The sequence below is a fragment of the Paenibacillus sp. FSL R5-0701 genome, from assembly GCF_037973995.1.
Classification (GTDB): Bacteria; Bacillota; Bacilli; order Paenibacillales; family Paenibacillaceae; genus Paenibacillus.
This window is the reverse complement of sequence record NZ_CP150230.1, coordinates 5,747,400-5,763,927: the sequence shown is the minus strand read 5'-3', so window position 1 is coordinate 5,763,927 and position 16,528 is coordinate 5,747,400. Positions and strand designations below refer to the sequence as shown.

Below are 16,528 nucleotides of genomic sequence, written 5' to 3'. Positions count from 1 at the left end.
TGAGCTGCTATTGGGATGCCTAAAGGTGGCAATGAGGTAGATGAATATAACAATCCTTACGGTTTCAAAGGCACCCGATGAACCCCTTGGCTTCCTCCCGGTGCGGTTCCGAGATACACATATTTCCCTTGGTTTACGGCCGTGGTGATGCCATACAATGTTCCTTCTGGATCATGCCAACTACGAATAAGCTCTCCTTCTGGTCCATATTCTGCAACAAGTCCGTGTTTCACCGGGGCACTGGCTCCATTTAACAAGGACTGTGGAACTTTGGACATCGTCGCTGCTAACCAAGGGTGACTATGCATGTAATCGGCAAAAGACAGACGGGTTGTGAATACCCCTACCCAGAAGTGTCCCTCTGCGTCACGGGTGATATTGTCCGGAAACCCAGCCAGATTCTCCGCAAAAATATCAGAGGTGCCTTGTTTGGGACCCTTCAACCAGTACCTGGTCAACTGGTAATGATACGATTCTGCGACTAGCACGAAGTCTTCTTCGGCAGACAGTACCACCCCATTGGCAAAATATAAATCCTTAAGCAGAACGTTCGTCTGTTTGGTCAGTGGATCATATTTCAACAATCGTCCATGCGGTTTATTCTCGGCAATTTCTTTGAACATGACTTTGCCATAGTTAGAGGTATCGGAGAAATAAATAGATCCGTCTTGCGCGATGTCCAGTTCGTTCGCCAGGTAGATCGGCCCCCCATCTACTTCAGTGGTTAGTACTTCGATGTTTCCGTTCGGGTCAATGGACAGGAGCCCTTTCTGAATATCCGCCACAATCAAATTTCCGGCAGCATCAAATTTCAGGCCGTTAGGTGTTCCATGGGTATCAGCGAATACCTCTGCTGGCTGTGCCTTGTCTTCGGCGTCAAAGGTTACTCTGTAGATTTTGCCGTCGGAGTCACCCGTATACAGTCGCCCTTCTTTGTCAAAAGTGATAAATTCCGGGAACTTCGCGCGGCCGGTAACCAATTCAGCGGAGCTAAGTTTGTTGTTCTCTTTCCAGGGACCCTCCTTCTCAAAAGAAGGAGCAGCAGGTGCAGACCAAACAGCGGGTTCTACCGGGGCGGGCATTAGCAGGAATACAACGATTCCCAGCACAATTACCCCTAGCAGAGTCAGGCTCCATTTACGAATTTGTTGACCAGTGGATCGTTTGCGTTGTTTTTGTTCTGTTGACATATTAATCCTCCTTAATACACTGTTTCTTTTGGGGAACAACGTTACCGAAACTCCAAAAAAATATAAAATGAACTCAAGACCATTTTCAGTAACATTGTTTCCTATAAGAATCATAGTAACCAAAAGAAAACGATTGTGTCAAATTCTTTTTTTTATCATGATGACTTCATTGACAACTTTTCTGCTAATGGTTAGAATGCCTGTTAGAAGTCGGAAACGTGATAACTAATTGAAGGTGATCCTTATAAGTAACGAAGACAAGCCCTCACCATCCAAGAGGCGGGCATTAAAAACATATCAGCAAGCTCGCCTGCAAAATACGGAAAATCTCCGTAAGCTTGTGGTTGATGCGGCTGCAACCATTTTGCAGGAAGAAGGTCCGGAGGCTGTTACTGTACGCAGAGTATCGCAAAAGATGGGCTGCTCCACCAAGATCATTTACAGTTTGTTTGTCAATAAAGAGGGCCTGGCCCAGCAGTTGTATCTGGAGGGCTGCAAATTGCTCGCCAAGCGTTTGGAAGAAGTGCCGCCGTCCTCTGACTTCTTGCAGCATTTACTGGATTTGGGGGAAGCCTTCTGGCAGTTTGCGCAGGATTATAGTAGCTACTATAAGCTGATGTTCGGAGGGGCTTTTGCAGAGTTCAAGCCGGATGCAGAGAGTATGCAGGGAACGATGACTGCCATACACCGCTTGCTGATTCTAATTAGCACTGCCCAGAAGCAAGGACAGATTTCGGACCAGGAAGAGACCGAAACTCTTGTTAGTACTATATGGGCATCGCTGCACGGTGTAATCCACCTGTATATGGGCGGGTTCCTTGGTGATGTAAAGGCAGCCCATACCGTATATAAACAAACCATGAATCTGATGTCCCAATCCTTGTTTGCAGTATCCAAGCAAGACAGAGGAGCGGACAGGGGATAATTGGATTTAATCTTGGCTACGGGTTAGGCAGGGAAAACAGGCAGATTGACTAAGGTTAAGCTAAAAGCGGTTCATCTGTAGGAGATGGATCGTTTTTTATTTAGGAAATTATATATTACATAAAATGTAATAACTTCGAAGTGTAATCCTGAGCGGGTTATTTTGTTGCAGGTCGACGATCTGTGGTAAAATGTCGTTAGCTGTGACGTCCGGAGCGTCCGATTTTGCGGATGCCGGGCGATCTTGTTGTGAGTTTAAAATTAGGGAGAAATAGAGAGACAACCTAGGAGGAACTACTGTATGAGTGAATTGAAATACAAATTGCTTGCATTGGATATGGATGGAACATTACTTAACGATAATCATGAAATTACACAGGAGACCGCCAAGTGGATTCAGATTGCCATTCGTCGGGGTGTACATGTGTGCCTTTCTACGGGAAGAGCTGTATTCCATGCGATGCCTTATGCGGTCCAGCTTGGGCTGGAGACACCGATGGTAACCGTTAACGGTAGTGAAGTCTGGAAAGCACCGCATGATCTGCATATGCGTCATCTGATGGATCCGGCATTGATTCGTAAAATGCAGGAGATTGGTGAGAAATATAACAGCTGGTACTGGGCATACTCCGTGGAAGAGCTGTTCAATCGTGATCGCTGGACGGACAATATTGAAGGTCTGGAATGGCTAAAATTCGGCTTTAATACCGAAGTGGATGAAGCTCGTCACCAGATCATGATGGAACTGCAACAAATGGGTGGTCTGCAGATGACGAATTCTTCACCTGTTAATATCGAGATCAACCCTGCTGGAATATCCAAAGCCAGTGGTGTAGCTGAGGTTTGCAAACTGCTGGGTATCGAGATGTCCGAAGTTGTTGCTGTCGGAGACAGTCTGAATGATCTGGCTGTCATTGAGGCCGTAGGTCTGGGTGTAGCGATGGGCAATGCGCAGGAGCAGGTCAAGGAAGCGGCTGATCTGATCGTAGCGAGTAACAATGAAGACGGCATTGTTGAAGTGATCCGTGAACATATTTTGAAGGGGGAGTAACCTTTGCTCGCAACCATTGCCTGGATTTTAATTGTGCTGCTGTTTGCAGTGGGGATGGCTGGAACGGTATATCCCATATTGCCTGGTGCTGTAGCGATTTTCTTTGCGTTTCTGGTCTACGGCTGGTTCTTCAGCTTTGATCCGTTTGGTGTGTGGTTCTGGATCATTCAGATTCTGATTGTTGTTGTGTTGTTTGTGGCTGATTATGTCGTCAGCGCATGGGGTGTGAAGAAGTTTGGTGGCTCCAAGTTATCGACCACGCTGAGTACCATTGGTGTTATCATTGGTCCATTTGTCATTCCGGCATTTGGACTGGTACTAGGACCATTTATCGGTGCTTTTATCGGTGAACTGATCGGAGGTTCTTCACCTTCCAAAGCGTCGAAAGTTGGATTTGGTTCCGTCGTGGGGCTATTTACGAGTACTGTGATGAAAATTATTTTGCAAATCGTCATGATTGTTCTCTTTATTATTTGGGTGGTAAGATTCGCCTAAACGTTCAGGATTAGCTTCAACGGGATGCACGTCCGGTGTGGAGGAAAGAAGGGGAATTCGTTTGTCTAAGAAAGAAACATTCATTAGGGGTACGCTCATTCTGGCGGCCGCTGCACTGATCGCAAGAGTACTCGGATTGGTTCAACGGGTGCCGCTTGAGCATATCCTTGGAGATGTCGGTAACGCATCGTTTACGATCTCCAATACGGTATATTTAATGCTGTTAACTGTAGCAACGGCGGGCATACCGAGTACTCTGAGTAAAATGGTATCGGAACGTTATGCGCTCGGACGCGCGGGTGAAGCTCAACAGATCTACCGTGCAGCCCTGATCTTTGCAGCTGTTGCCGGGGTAGTCATGTCTGCTTTATTGTGGTTCGCGGCACCTTATTATGCTACGTATGTCTCCAAAGTACCGGAGTCGGTCAGCGCCATTCGCGCCTTGGCTCCAGCCTTGCTGCTGTTCCCGGCCATTGCGATGATGCGTGGATATTTCCAGGGACGCGGCAACATGACAGCGGGGGGTATTTCACAGATTGTTGAACAGTTCGCCCGTGTAGGTACAGCCATTATCGTGGCTTATGTCATGCTGCAATGGAATTATGATGACCAGACGATTGCTGCGGGAGCCTCATTTGGTGGGGTATTGGGAAGTGTGGGTGCCTTCGGTGTCATGCTGTACTTCACCTTGAAGCTGCGTCGTAGCGACCGTGCTGCCCAATTGAATTACGAGCGTGCAGAGCAGTTACCAATGCGAGGTATCTACAGTGATATCTTCAAGCTGTCTATTCCAATTGTGCTGTCTTCACTTGCGGTTCCAGCCATTAACTTCATCGACTCATCCCTTGTGGTACCACTGCTTAGTGGCCAGATCGGACTCGAAGAAGCGACTGGTGTACTTGCGATCCTGGGTGCGAAAGCCCAAAGTATTGCGGGTATTCCTCCGATTCTGGCTATCGCTTTGAGTCAATCATTGGTGCCTGTCATATCGGCAGCATTTGCCCGCAAGGATGAAGCTCATCTGAAAAGTCAGGTTACACTTGCCTTGCGCATTTCGATTCTGACTGGTATGCCGATTGTCATTGCACTTTGTGCGGCAGCATATTCGGTCAACGGATTGCTGTTTACCAATCTGGATGGAACGCCGATCATTGCCTTGCTGACATTCGGTACCATTTTCCAGATTACGATGATGACCACCAACTCTATTTTACTAGGGGTAGGGAAACCGCGGATTACGATGATCAGTGTCGCAGCAGGAGTTGTGATCAAACTGATCGCAAGTCTGATTCTGGCGCCGATCTTCGGCATTTACGGCATCATTATTGCAACGGCCCTCTGCTTCTTGGTCATCACGTACCTGAATCTGCGGGTCCTTCGTAAAATCGTTGATTTCTCCATCATGGGAGATCGTTGGAAAGGGTTTATCATTACAGTGTTGCTTGCAGCAGGTGTAGGATTTGCAGCGAACTGGATTGGCAATATGATCTTTGGACTCTTCCTGCCAGCACGCGTATCCTTCTTGCTTACCTGCCTTGTGGTTGGTGTGCTTGTTGTGGTGGTGTATCTGGTTCTCATGGTTGTGCTGCGTGTATTGCGCAAGGACGAACTGGGCAGTTACCCACGTATCCTGCAAAAAATTCTTCGTCCACTTATGCGTCTTCAACGTGGAGCTGGGCAAAGAGCTTAAAATGCAAGGAGTACCATTCAAGCATTACTATTTTGTGAAAATAGGATACAAGCTCTGTCTGCTGTTAAGCGGACAGGGCTTTTTGTATAGATAAGGAGAGCTGAGCGACTGAACTTTACATTAGTCCAGCAAGCGAGGATTAGCGGTACATCGGTGTTCACATCATCCGTCTTTGCCTGCTCTATATGATCTTTAGATTAGTGTGTGATGGCTTTAGCATCATGAGCCAGTGCTGTTTTCAGCATGCCATACCGGTGTTCGTGACTCATCTCGAATAGCCATGGACGCCGCGGTGCCGTCAGATAACCGAGACAATCCCGAGTCTGAAGCCAGTCCTGTCTGGTGATCGGTTCATAAGGCGTGTCTCCCCATACGGAGAGCAGTTCCGGACTATATAATCGTTGCCCTTCTGGAAGCCATTCCTCATCCAGTAACGCCTGAGCGTATAATGTATGTTCACCCGCCTCGTCTTCACGATTGGTAAACAGGCCAGGCCAATATTCAGCGCGCGAGCCACGATGGGGAACCAAACGTGCGAACTCCAACACTTGTGTGTGTACTTGCTCCACGCCAAACAACAGAGCATATAGGCCTTTGCCAAACATGATTCGCTCATCCAACTTGCCAAAATGTTCAATGACGCGTCCTGCGAGTCCTGCTCCTCGTCCAAGAGGGAAGACGATATGATTCAGACCGGCCAGATTATGCAGATGGAATGCGGGTTTGGAAAGTACTTCTTTTTGAAAATAAGGATGCTGCACGACTCGGCTCTCGATATAGTTCTGCTCATTAATAATTAATGCCACACTTAGCAGTGAACTGCATCGTTCCAGCCAAAAGCGTTCCCAAAACGGCGTCATAAACGCCGATACGTGAAAGTGCGACAAGAGATGGAAACAGCTTCGTCCGATGCGACGGCTGTTCATATACAGCAGAAGCTGGGGATATGCATCCTGGAAAATGAGTGCATTGCATCGCTCCAGCAGCCGATACATACGCTCGCGATCGCTTTGATTCTGCAGATTATGCATCAAGTCACTCTGAAGATCTGTCATGTGATATCCGCCGTTGCGAGAGACCATATGGGCCAGCAGTGCCCAATGCAGTTCGGGATATTGCTCATAACATTCCAGATAGGCTGCCGTGCGGGTGATATTACTCCGATTGTGCTCCTGGGTCAGTGTCTTAATCTCTTCCAGAATGATGCAATCTTCTTCACAGACGAGTGCGCTTTGAACCTGGTCCGTGCGTGCAAAAGATTTGCTGCTGGCAGGTAACAAACGCTCCACCTCAGACTGTAAGGCAGCTGCCGTATCGGTATCCCACTCGATGTCACGCAAAGGGTGACGAAGCTGTGCTGAAGCTTGCCATGCAGCCTGTTTGCCACGCCATATTTCCCGGGCAGCACCCGGAATGGAACGAACCATCTGCAGGAGGGACCCGTGATGTTGTTCGCTGGAAGAATCGGTTCTGGTGGAAGTCATGATGTGACATCCTTTCATGATGTTCTGGGTTTAATTTCACAGACCATGTGGTTATTCTAAGTATGCGCTGATTATTTGACTTCCACTCGCCAATTTGCTTCACTTAGGGTAAGACAAGGTACAGAAAGGGAGATGAACCGAATGGAACAGATTACTTCCAAACCGGCTTTTGATGTAGCCATCCAATCCCCACGTTTGACGATTGCCGTATTCAAGGCAGACTGGTGTGGTGACTGCAAATACATCGATCCGTTTATGCCTGAGGTTGAAGAGAAATATGCACGTGAACTGACTTTGATTGAGGTCGATGTGGATCAGGTTGGAACTGTTAGTGAAGAACAGAATATTCTTGGCATCCCAAGCTTTGTGGCGTATACAGATGGCCGCGAACTGGTACGGTATGTGAACAAGCTGCGCAAGTCGAGAGAAGAGATTGAGCAGTTCCTGGATCGCGCAGTTGAGGTGTACAACACGATCCATAAATAATGTTATATAAGTTTGATAAATTTACATAGACACTCCGATGACAGAATAACCTTCCGATCGCTGTTATCTCCAGATTTCTTTGATCCCTTTTATAAAGGGGGAAATCTGGGGATAAAGGCGAACGCTTCGCTTCTTCTGGTTATTTCTGTCCTCTCCGCTATTGTGTAAATGTTTCATTGAACTTATATAAAAGTATGAGAGGTTCATGTTGTAAAAGGGTATAATACAAAGAACGCCATTTCTCTTGAAATAGGGAAATGGCGTTTGTGTGTTCGACTTGTTCTATATAAGAAACGTTTCTGTACATATCACCAATGACCTGTGGGTCATTATTTCACCAGACGTTAACATTTTGTCACAAAGCGCGACGTCAATGAACATTTTATCCGGTATAATGAATTTAGTTGTGAAATAAGTGTCAAAGTACCGAAACAAGCGGAGAATATTCTTCGCCATCTTAAACCAACAGCGGGTGAGAAAAAATTGAAACACTTAACTTTGTTTAAATGGTTAACCGTATTAACCTGTCTTGTCATGTTTCTGGCCACTTTTGGTGGAGGCATTGTAACCAAAACGGAATCGGGCCTTGGCTGCGGAACGGAATGGCCTTTATGTAACGGAAAACTCGTTCCCGCACATACTGTGGCTTCACTCATTGAATATTCCCATCGCGCTGTAAGTGCACTGGCTGGACTGTTGTCCATTGCCTCGTTTGTGGCTTTTCTGCGATTCGGCAAGTCACGCCGTGACCTGCAATTGTTTTCTTTCTTAACTCTGGTATTTGTTATCGTCCAGGGAATCATGGGGGCTTTTGCCGTCGTCTTCTCCCAATCTTCAGCAGTCATGGCACTGCATTTCGGCTTTGCACTGATTGCTTTTGCCAGTTCCCTAATGATGGCGCTGGGCATAAGGCAGGAGGCCAAAGATGGTGGATTGGAGCGCCTGAATAAATACCCTCGGGTCACTAAAAAATTCAGGAATCTGGTCTGGTTCTCCACCATTTACACATATCTCGTGGTATACACGGGTGCATTTGTGAGCCACACGGATTCTGCCGGCGGATGTTCCGGATTTCCGCTCTGTAACGGGCAGATTATTCCTGAGCTTTCAGGTGGGGTAGCGGTTGCTTTTGCTCACCGTGCAGCAGCTGCGTCGCTCGTGATTGTTATCGCAATCCTGGGTCACTTCGCTTACCGTAATCATCCGGACAACAAGGAAATGCGTACTCTTGGTGTGGTATCCGTTGTTCTTATTCTGATGCAAGTAGTCATTGGTATTTTCATGATGGTGACAATGAACCGTCCGGAAGTATACATGTTCGTAGCTCTTGCTCATATGCTGGATATTGCCCTATTGTTCGGAATCTTAACGTATATGAGTTTCCTGGTGTACAAGCTGCATCGCCCGGTTAATCGATTCTAAGACATAGCTCCATTCTTTTGGGCTAAACATGAAAGTCCACCATCCAGTGATGTACATCATTGGACAGGTGGACTTTGTTTGATGTCAGTGGGATCAGGGCAACCTATGGCATGCAGCAATTACACGGAATGGATGATGTTTTTACGTTTACGGTGATGAATTCTTGTTGATTTGGAAAAGAGGAGGTTAGATATGCTACGAACGTTGTTGGGGGAAAAGCCACGTATAAACGAAGGTAAATTGAAGGCAGCGATGGACGCAATGGCGCATACGCTTGAGCTATTTCAGCGACAAATGCATGTAGACCATGATCCCACGCATGACTATCGAAAGCTGTATGTGTGGACGCAGGGACTCATCTCCTCACTGGATGAACTGGAGCAAAGCTGTTTCGCTGCTGCTCATTTTCGCAAAAAGGTCGTTGCAGGTTCAACGAACGATATGACGCCGACTGAAAAAGCCGAGTATGCCCGATATGTGTATTTCTACAAAGATGGCTTTATCCGCTGCTTTGCCATTCTGGATAAAGTGGGCACGGTATTAAATGAAATATTCCAGCTGAATACTTCCAATACCAAAGCGCATTTTTCTTATTTTACGGTGTTAAGGCAGTTCGATTATGCGAGGGAGCATCATGATCTTGCGTTGCAATTAATACAGATCAAGGACTCTTATCGTGAACCGATGAGCAAGCTGCGCAAACGACGTAATATGGAAATTCACTACATGAACTCTGAAATGCATGATGATCTGTGGCAGTTACATCAGACCCTGCAAGGTAAAGTGAAATTGGAGGATCTGAATCAGCATGTGCAGGAAATGCGTCAGGGCGTGGATATGGTCTGTGAAACGTTAACAGCCTCTTATAGTTATATCAACAAAATATGGAAAAGAAATAATTCCCTTTGACAAATCGGAATACTTGGAATATACTGAGTTTCAATTAGAATGTTACAGTGACAAAGATTGAACTGATATTTCAAAAGTTACGTTCACATTATAAAGCATAAACTACATGAACTTATAAAATCCTACAACAACATATTTCTTATCGAGAGCGGCGGAGGGACAGGCCCGATGAAGCCCGGCAACCGATTTGTAACGACATGATACATGTATCATTCGTTATAGATGTTAGGTGCTAATTCCTACAAAATGGTGCAAGACACGATTTTGGCAGATGAGAAGGTATATTCTTTCACGTAAAGAGCCCTCTTTGTATCTGCAAAGGGCTCTTTTTTTGTACTTTAAGGGGAGTTTTCCTTTAGATCGGGTAAAGATACATGTAGGTGGTTGGAAAGGGGCAAGTGCGATTGATTGAATTAAAAGGTTTAACGAAAACGTACGGCAAAGGGGCAAAATCTACAACAGCGTTGTCCGAGCTGAATTTGAGCATCCAAAAGGGCGAAATCTACGGAGTGATTGGTCATTCCGGAGCGGGCAAAAGCACATTGATTCGCTGTATTAATTTGCTGGAACGGCCTACGGAGGGTGAAGTATGGGTTGACGGAATCAACCTGACTGAACTGAGCAAAACCGAATTGCAGCAACAGAGACGCAAAATCGGGATGATTTTTCAACACTTTAATCTGTTATCCTCGGCAACGGTATATGACAATGTAGCTTTTCCACTAAAGCTTGTGAATACACCCAAGGAAGCCATTGATCGCAAAGTGAAGGAAATGCTGGCACTGGTTGGTCTGGAACACCATAGCAGCAAATATCCGGCTCAATTATCGGGTGGCCAGAAACAACGTGTAGGGATTGCAAGAGCACTTGCAAGTGATCCAAATGTACTTCTCTGTGATGAGGCTACTTCGGCACTTGATCCGCAGACGACAAATTCAATCCTGAAGTTATTACTCGACATTAATGAAAAGTACAACCTCACGATTGTACTGATTACACATGAGATGCATGTCATTCAGAACATCTGTGACAAGGTAGCTGTTATTCATCAAGGTGGCATTGTGGAACAGGGACCTGTAACAGACGTGTTCCTGAAGCCGAAACATGCGATTACGCGGGACTTCATGATGCGTGACCATGAAGCTGGACTTGCTCTGGAAGAGACCGCTCTGGCGAATGCAGGCGTTGAATTGCAGGCAGGTGTTGCTTCCAAACTTGTGAAGATATCTTTTCTGGGTAACAAAACGTATGAAGCGATTCTGTCCAGGACGGTACGTAAGACGGGTGTTGATTTTGCCATCCTGCAAGGAACAATCTCTACGATTAAACAGGTTCCTTATGGACAGCTGACCGTTCGGTTCGAGGGTGATTCAAATGCGATTGATCGGACGATATCAGAATTAACCGCTGAGGGACTTGATGTGGAGGTGCTTCGTTAGATGGATTTTTCAACCGTACGCTGGGAAGAGGTTGGTAAAGCTTCCATAGAGACACTGCAAATTTTGGGTGTATCAGGCTTGTTTACCGTTATCTTAGGTTTGCCGCTCGGAGTTCTGCTGTTCATGACGGCTAGATCTTCTTCGATCAAGTCACGGGCAGTGTACACTATACTATCACTTATTGTTAATATTCTGCGCTCAGTCCCATTTATCATATTGATTGTTGCTCTTATTCCATTCACTCGTATACTCGTTGGTACAGCTACAGGAGTGTTAGGTGTTATACCACCTTTAGTTATTTCAGCAGCTCCTTACTTTGCTCGATTGGTGGAGACAACGTTGCGAGAAGTTGATCGGGGTGTCATTGAAGCGGCACAGTCGATGGGTGCATCGACCGGACAGATTGTAAGACGGGTGTTACTGCCTGAGGCACTGCCTGGACTGCTTGCTGGTATAACGATCACCATTGTTACGCTCGTCTCCTATACGGCGATGGCGGGCATGGTTGGCGGTGGAGGACTGGGAACACTGGCAATCAACTATGGATACTTCCGTTATCAAAATGAAATCATGATTATATCCGTAGTGTCGATGATCATTCTAGTGCAAATTCTCCAGATGGCTGGAGATCGCTTGGTTACATTTTTCACCAGGAAATAACACATAGATAACATGATGGATATGCATTTATGCGGATGCCACATGACAAAAATGACTAGAGAAGGGGTTTTACACATGAAAAAATGGTCTTTTGCTTTACTTAGTCTTATGTTGATTGCGGTTCTCGCAGCTTGCGGAAACAACAAGGACTCGGATAGCGGCGCAGACAATTCAGCAGGTGCACCACGCACGGTTGAATTGAAAGTTGGAGCTTCACCTACACCACATGCAGAGATTCTGGAAAGCATCAAGCCTGAACTGGAAGCACAAGGTATTCGTTTGCAAGTCGTTACATTTAATGACTATGTACAACCTAACCAGCAACTTGCTGACAAAAAATTGGATGCAAACTTCTTCCAGCATCAGCCTTACCTGGACACAGAGAATAAAGAACGTGGATTCAACCTCGTTTCTGTAACGCCTGTTCATGTTGAACCTTTTGGTGGATACTCCAAAAAGATTAAGTCTTTGGATGAATTGGCTGACGGAGCAAAAGTAGCAATTCCAAATGACCCATCCAATGGTGGACGTGCACTGTTGCTGCTCGCGAAGGAAGGTATTATTACGCTGAAAGACAACACAAATATTTCATCTACGATTCAAGATATCACAGCCAATCCGAAGAACCTGGATATCATTGAGCTGGATGCAGCCATGATGCCTCGTCAATTGGATGAAGCGGATCTGGTATTCATCAACGCTAACTATGCGCTTGAAGCGAACCTGAATCCGGCGAATGATGCTTTGCTGATCGAAGATCTGCAAGGTAACCCATACGCAAACATCCTCGTTTCCCGTGAGGACAACAAGGATGCAGATGCAATCCAAAAACTGGCTGCTGCTTTGCACTCCGAAGAAGTGAAAACATTCATCAAAGAACGTTATAAAGGTGCAGTTGAACCTGCAACTGAATAATTCACAATATGTATGATATGATGTGAAGCTATTAACAATAAGCCGTATATCTCTCCAGAAGAGATATACGGCTTATTTTATGTTTCCTAAGTGGGTGCTGACGTGGGGATCAACTTAAGTCAGAGTTTTTCCGGTTTATCAGCGCTAGAGTGATGTCCAGATTGGCGGTAATAGGATAATTCATTCTGATCAGCATACTGCTGCTCATCTGCTTCTTGCAGGTACGTCCTCTCGGAGGGAGAGAGTTTCTCTTCTTCTGCGTGTGAGCTTTTGATCTTGTATCTGATCCAACCGATTAGCCCAAGAAGGACAACCAGGATCAAAGCCCATCCTTTTTTGAGCAAAAGAAGAGCACTGAATTTCTGGGAAGCCGTGTACCCGATCCCGCCCATCAGAAGACTGTTGAGCCCTATGGTGGATGTTTTGTCAGTCGAAGCATTGTACTCCTCGTAGGTATATCCTGCATTGATACTAATTTGATTAAGGACAGTTTCCTCGAATGCCTGGCGGCTCTGTTGAAAGTTGGCCGTATCTGTAACCAGAATGGCTGTAATGTACCCTTCACGCGTCAGGAGTTTTACATTGTAATTGACCATGGCTTGCTGATCAGCATTCTTGAAACCAAGGGAGTAAACCAACTGATGTTTGGTACTGTCATATGCCGGTTCGATTTCCCACCCCGTTATGTACGTTCTATATTCAGGATCAAGTTCTCTGTTATCTTCTTCTGTGCCTCGGATATAACTGCTTAATAGTTCTTCGGCACTCAAATTCTGATCGTCATCATGGATATGACCTGTTTTCACGTACTCAAACACAACATACCACGAGCCGAATTCACTATTGCTGGTTAGGCTTCCGATTTCATTCCCGTTAGGCTTCCTATCACTGTTAAGTATCGAGCGTTGGGTATTGGCCTTATCCAGATAGGAATGGCTCTCAGGGACTTCCAGGGTGGCCTTACCGTCCAGAGAGACAGATGCTGGTCCAGTAATCCAATCATACTCATCAGGTGCTTGTTCAGTCTCATTTGCGGCTGATACCTGTAAGGCACTAAAGACTGTGAATAAACTCAACATTAAAAGTGTAAGAAATGCTATCCATCTTTTGTTCTTCATATTCATGTAGAGGTCCTTTCGGGTTATATCCTCGACAGTACCATAGGTGTTTGTTTTCAATCAAGATATATTTGGAATTAAAGGTGGATAATCCCTTGTGGATAAGTGAGTTGTAGGAGGACGATAAATCTTTTATACTGGATAGTGACTGCTCTTTGAAGAGGGGGATGAACGTGAAGGGAAAGATTGCCCTCATAACGGGAAGTGCCAAAGGTCTTGGTAAAATGACGGCCCTCAGTCTGGCAGATCAAGGGTGTCATATTGCCCTTAACTATGTACACAGCAGAACAGAAGCTGAGGCTTTAAAGGCTCAGATTATAGCCAAGGGTGTGCGGTGCATTGCCATCCAGGCTGATATATCCAAGGTGGAAGATATCTCTTCATTGGTTGAGCAGGTGGAAGGCAACCTGGGCAGCATTGATATTTTGGTGAATAACGCGGGTCCATTTGTCCGTGAACGACGATTATTTGCGGATTATTCTGAAGCTGAGGTCCAGATGCTTGTGCAGGGAAATCTGTTGGGACCGATGTTACTGGATCAGCGTGTATTGCCAGAGATGAGACGCAAGCAATGGGGACGCATTATCCATTTTGGCTTCAGTCATGCTGGAGAAGCAAGATCTTGGCCTCATCGCGCCGTATATGCGGCTGCCAAGGTGGGTCTGGTATCTTTTACAAAGACACTCGCGGTTGAAGAAGCCCCGTATGGAATTACGGTTAACATGGTATGTCCAGGTGACATTCGTGGTGCGAACAAAGAGAAAACGATTGATGAAATGGCAGGCATCACCGATGTCGAAACGCCAAGAGGGCGACCAGGCAGCGGTGAAGATATTGCACGAGTGATTACGTATCTGTGCCTTGATCATTCCGATTTTATAACAGGCAACATTATGGATGTATCTGGAGGACTTGATCCGATTCGTCCAACCATACAGCGCGAGGATACTTAAAAGGTGAATTGAAGGATTGTACGTGGAAACCCGTCAAAGGGACAGATGAAATGGACTCTCTGCATATGCACACAAAAAAAGAGCCCTCCGCTTCATGCGAAGCGAAAGGCTCTTGAGGTTTATTTCGTGAAGGATTGATTAGAATACTTGTACGACTTCTTGTACACCCTCTACTTCTTCGAGAAGGGCACGTTCAATCCCGGCTTTTAAGGTAATGGTGGAGCTTGGGCAACTGCCGCAGGCACCGACCAGTTTCAGCTTAATGATGCCGTCCTCCACGTCGACCAGTTCCACGTCACCGCCATCGCGCTGCAGGAACGGACGAAGTTTATCAAGCACATCAGATACCTCATCATACATGGTGCTTTGTGCGTTTTCGCTCATATTGTTCAACTCCTTTCCTTCCTATATTATATTACAAATGGCCACAAATTAAAATGGTCAAACAAAGCAGGTGAACCTAAATGAGACCGATTATTGAATTTTGTGCCAATAATATGCATTTTGGCACAGATGAAGTCATGGATCAACTGGAAGAAAATCCAGACTATGACGTGATTGAATACGGCTGCCTCACCAACTGCGGCCAATGTTCCATGACTCCATTTGCACTGGTGAATGGTGAAGTTGTCATCACGGACAAAGTGGAAGATCTATATAACGCCATTCTGGCCAAAATTGCCGAAGCCGATGTCTGGGACGAGCTCGATCTCGACTAACCGAGATGGCGCTTGGACATCCAGAGCACACCACTTTTCAAAATACGAGGTACACGTCCCATCATGGACGTTTTGCCCATCAGCCCAAACCCAGACTTCTTGCCGAGTGCACCCAGTGTGCCACGAAGCTTGAGTGGATGTGGATTGGGCTTTTCGCCTTTCCAGAGGGCATGCTGAATATGGGCGATCTGCTCACCCTGTACTTCCGCAGCTTGACCGCTAGGTGCATAAGGTACACTGGCACAGTCACCAACGACATACACATCGGTATATTCCGGGATTTGGTAGTATTCATTCAGGACGACACGTCCTTGAGGGTCTTTGGTCACGTCCAGATCCTGTACCACTTTTACGGGCTGAATGCCTGCAGTCCACACGACAGCATCCGTTAGAATCTGTTCATCCCGGTTATAGATAGCATTAGGTTCAACACGTGAAATGGCGATATGCCCGCGTGTCTCTACCTGATGTTCGTTGAACCATTCATGCACATACACGGATAGACGTTGCGGGAAAGCGGATAATACACGTTCACCACGATCCAAAATGCTGATGTTTAGATCCGGTCTGCTCTCACGAAGTTCGGCTGCCATCTCGACACCACTTAGTCCACCGCCTACGATATGCACATTGCCATAGGCTTTGACTTCATTAAGGCGAAGGTAGGTCTCGCGTGTTTTGCTAAAGCTCTGAATGGTACAGCTATAATCTTCGGCACCTGGTGTATTGTGGAAACGGTCCGTACAACCAAGTCCAATGACAAGTTTGTCATACACGAGCGGGTCTTGGCCTTCAAATTCAATCTGACGCTGTTCCAGGTCAATCGAAGTAACTTCTCCATAACGGTAAGTGACTTTATCGCTCACTGGAAATTGGATACGCAGGTCATAATCAGATACGGTTCCTGCTGCGAGTGCGTAATATTCGGTCTTTAATCCCTGAAAGGGGCTGCGGTCCACCAAAATAATTTGTGTATCGGATGGAATTTTACCCTCCAGAAGTTCCTTGATGATGGTGAGGCCGCCATAACCGCCTCCAAGAATGACGAAATTTTTCATGACTCGGCTTCCTTT

At 46.2% G+C, this 16,528-nt stretch carries 17 protein-coding genes and 1 riboswitch; of the genes, 12 read left to right on the top strand and 5 right to left on the bottom strand.

Going from position 1 to position 16,528, the window contains the following annotated elements; genetic code table 11:
- Positions 1-56: 56 nt before the first annotated feature.
- Positions 57-1,190: an SMP-30/gluconolactonase/LRE family protein gene (locus MKZ13_RS25450; protein WP_221823589.1), complete on the bottom strand. Its 1,134-nt coding sequence runs from the start codon at positions 1,188-1,190 to the stop codon at positions 57-59.
- 235 nt (positions 1,191-1,425) lie between these two features.
- Here MKZ13_RS25450 and MKZ13_RS25445 point away from each other — a divergent pair, with 235 nt between their 5' ends.
- From MKZ13_RS25445 to MKZ13_RS25430, 4 genes are all read left to right on the top strand, one after another.
- Positions 1,426-2,115, top strand: coding sequence for a TetR/AcrR family transcriptional regulator (locus MKZ13_RS25445; protein ID WP_313771493.1), 690 nt, complete (start codon positions 1,426-1,428; stop codon positions 2,113-2,115).
- 300 nt (positions 2,116-2,415) lie between these two features.
- On the top strand, positions 2,416-3,165 hold the full coding sequence (locus tag MKZ13_RS25440) for a Cof-type HAD-IIB family hydrolase (protein ID WP_076211034.1): 750 nt from the start codon (positions 2,416-2,418) through the stop codon (positions 3,163-3,165).
- A gap of 54 nt (positions 3,166-3,219) precedes the next feature.
- Positions 3,220-3,660, top strand: coding sequence for a DUF456 domain-containing protein (locus MKZ13_RS25435; RefSeq protein WP_047841365.1), 441 nt, complete (start codon positions 3,220-3,222; stop codon positions 3,658-3,660).
- A 61-nt stretch (positions 3,661-3,721) separates the two neighbouring features.
- On the top strand, positions 3,722-5,350 hold the full coding sequence (locus MKZ13_RS25430; RefSeq protein ID WP_221823585.1) for a polysaccharide biosynthesis protein: 1,629 nt from the start codon (positions 3,722-3,724) through the stop codon (positions 5,348-5,350).
- A 197-nt stretch (positions 5,351-5,547) separates the two neighbouring features.
- On the opposite strand, the gene MKZ13_RS25425 is transcribed toward MKZ13_RS25430, so the two are convergent.
- Positions 5,548-6,834, bottom strand: coding sequence for a DUF2515 family protein (locus MKZ13_RS25425; RefSeq protein ID WP_221823584.1), 1,287 nt, complete (start codon positions 6,832-6,834; stop codon positions 5,548-5,550).
- Between the two features lie 141 nt (positions 6,835-6,975).
- On the opposite strand from MKZ13_RS25425, the gene MKZ13_RS25420 reads away from it, so the two are divergent.
- From MKZ13_RS25420 to MKZ13_RS25395, 6 genes are all read left to right on the top strand, one after another.
- Complete coding sequence (locus MKZ13_RS25420; RefSeq protein ID WP_017692403.1) at positions 6,976-7,320, top strand: thioredoxin family protein; 345 nt, start codon at positions 6,976-6,978, stop codon at positions 7,318-7,320.
- A gap of 498 nt (positions 7,321-7,818) precedes the next feature.
- Positions 7,819-8,742, top strand: coding sequence for a heme A synthase (locus MKZ13_RS25415; RefSeq protein ID WP_260632920.1), 924 nt, complete (start codon positions 7,819-7,821; stop codon positions 8,740-8,742).
- Positions 8,743-8,934: 192 nt separating this feature from the next.
- Entirely contained in the window at positions 8,935-9,651 is a 717-nt protein-coding gene (locus MKZ13_RS25410; RefSeq protein ID WP_221823580.1) for a Cthe_2314 family HEPN domain-containing protein, read from the top strand.
- A 136-nt stretch (positions 9,652-9,787) separates the two neighbouring features.
- Positions 9,788-9,929: riboswitch (SAM riboswitch) on the top strand.
- Positions 9,930-10,055: 126 nt separating this feature from the next.
- Complete coding sequence (locus tag MKZ13_RS25405; protein WP_339179145.1) at positions 10,056-11,090, top strand: methionine ABC transporter ATP-binding protein; 1,035 nt, start codon at positions 10,056-10,058, stop codon at positions 11,088-11,090.
- A complete protein-coding gene (locus tag MKZ13_RS25400) occupies positions 11,091-11,750 on the top strand; it encodes a methionine ABC transporter permease (RefSeq protein ID WP_339179142.1) in 660 nt (219 codons plus the stop codon).
- 75 nt (positions 11,751-11,825) lie between these two features.
- Positions 11,826-12,665, top strand: coding sequence for a MetQ/NlpA family ABC transporter substrate-binding protein (locus MKZ13_RS25395; protein WP_339179139.1), 840 nt, complete (start codon positions 11,826-11,828; stop codon positions 12,663-12,665).
- A 119-nt stretch (positions 12,666-12,784) separates the two neighbouring features.
- On the opposite strand, the gene MKZ13_RS25390 is transcribed toward MKZ13_RS25395, so the two are convergent.
- Complete coding sequence (locus MKZ13_RS25390; RefSeq protein WP_339179137.1) at positions 12,785-13,744, bottom strand: DUF2167 domain-containing protein; 960 nt, start codon at positions 13,742-13,744, stop codon at positions 12,785-12,787.
- A gap of 212 nt (positions 13,745-13,956) precedes the next feature.
- Here MKZ13_RS25390 and MKZ13_RS25385 point away from each other — a divergent pair, with 212 nt between their 5' ends.
- Complete coding sequence (locus tag MKZ13_RS25385; RefSeq protein ID WP_339179134.1) at positions 13,957-14,736, top strand: SDR family oxidoreductase; 780 nt, start codon at positions 13,957-13,959, stop codon at positions 14,734-14,736.
- Between the two features lie 138 nt (positions 14,737-14,874).
- On the opposite strand, the gene MKZ13_RS25380 is transcribed toward MKZ13_RS25385, so the two are convergent.
- Positions 14,875-15,120 carry a NifU family protein gene (locus MKZ13_RS25380; protein WP_053783253.1) on the bottom strand — a complete coding sequence of 82 codons (246 nt, stop codon included), beginning with the start codon at positions 15,118-15,120 and terminating at the stop codon, positions 14,875-14,877.
- An 80-nt stretch (positions 15,121-15,200) separates the two neighbouring features.
- On the opposite strand from MKZ13_RS25380, the gene MKZ13_RS25375 reads away from it, so the two are divergent.
- Positions 15,201-15,455 carry a YuzB family protein gene (locus MKZ13_RS25375; RefSeq protein WP_036605750.1) on the top strand — a complete coding sequence of 85 codons (255 nt, stop codon included), beginning with the start codon at positions 15,201-15,203 and terminating at the stop codon, positions 15,453-15,455.
- On the opposite strand, the gene MKZ13_RS25370 is transcribed toward MKZ13_RS25375, so the two are convergent.
- Positions 15,452-16,513, bottom strand: coding sequence for an NAD(P)/FAD-dependent oxidoreductase (locus MKZ13_RS25370; protein WP_036673332.1), 1,062 nt, complete (start codon positions 16,511-16,513; stop codon positions 15,452-15,454). The two genes, MKZ13_RS25375 and MKZ13_RS25370, sit on opposite strands and share 4 nt — an antisense overlap.
- Between the last annotated feature and the right edge of the window lie 15 nt (positions 16,514-16,528).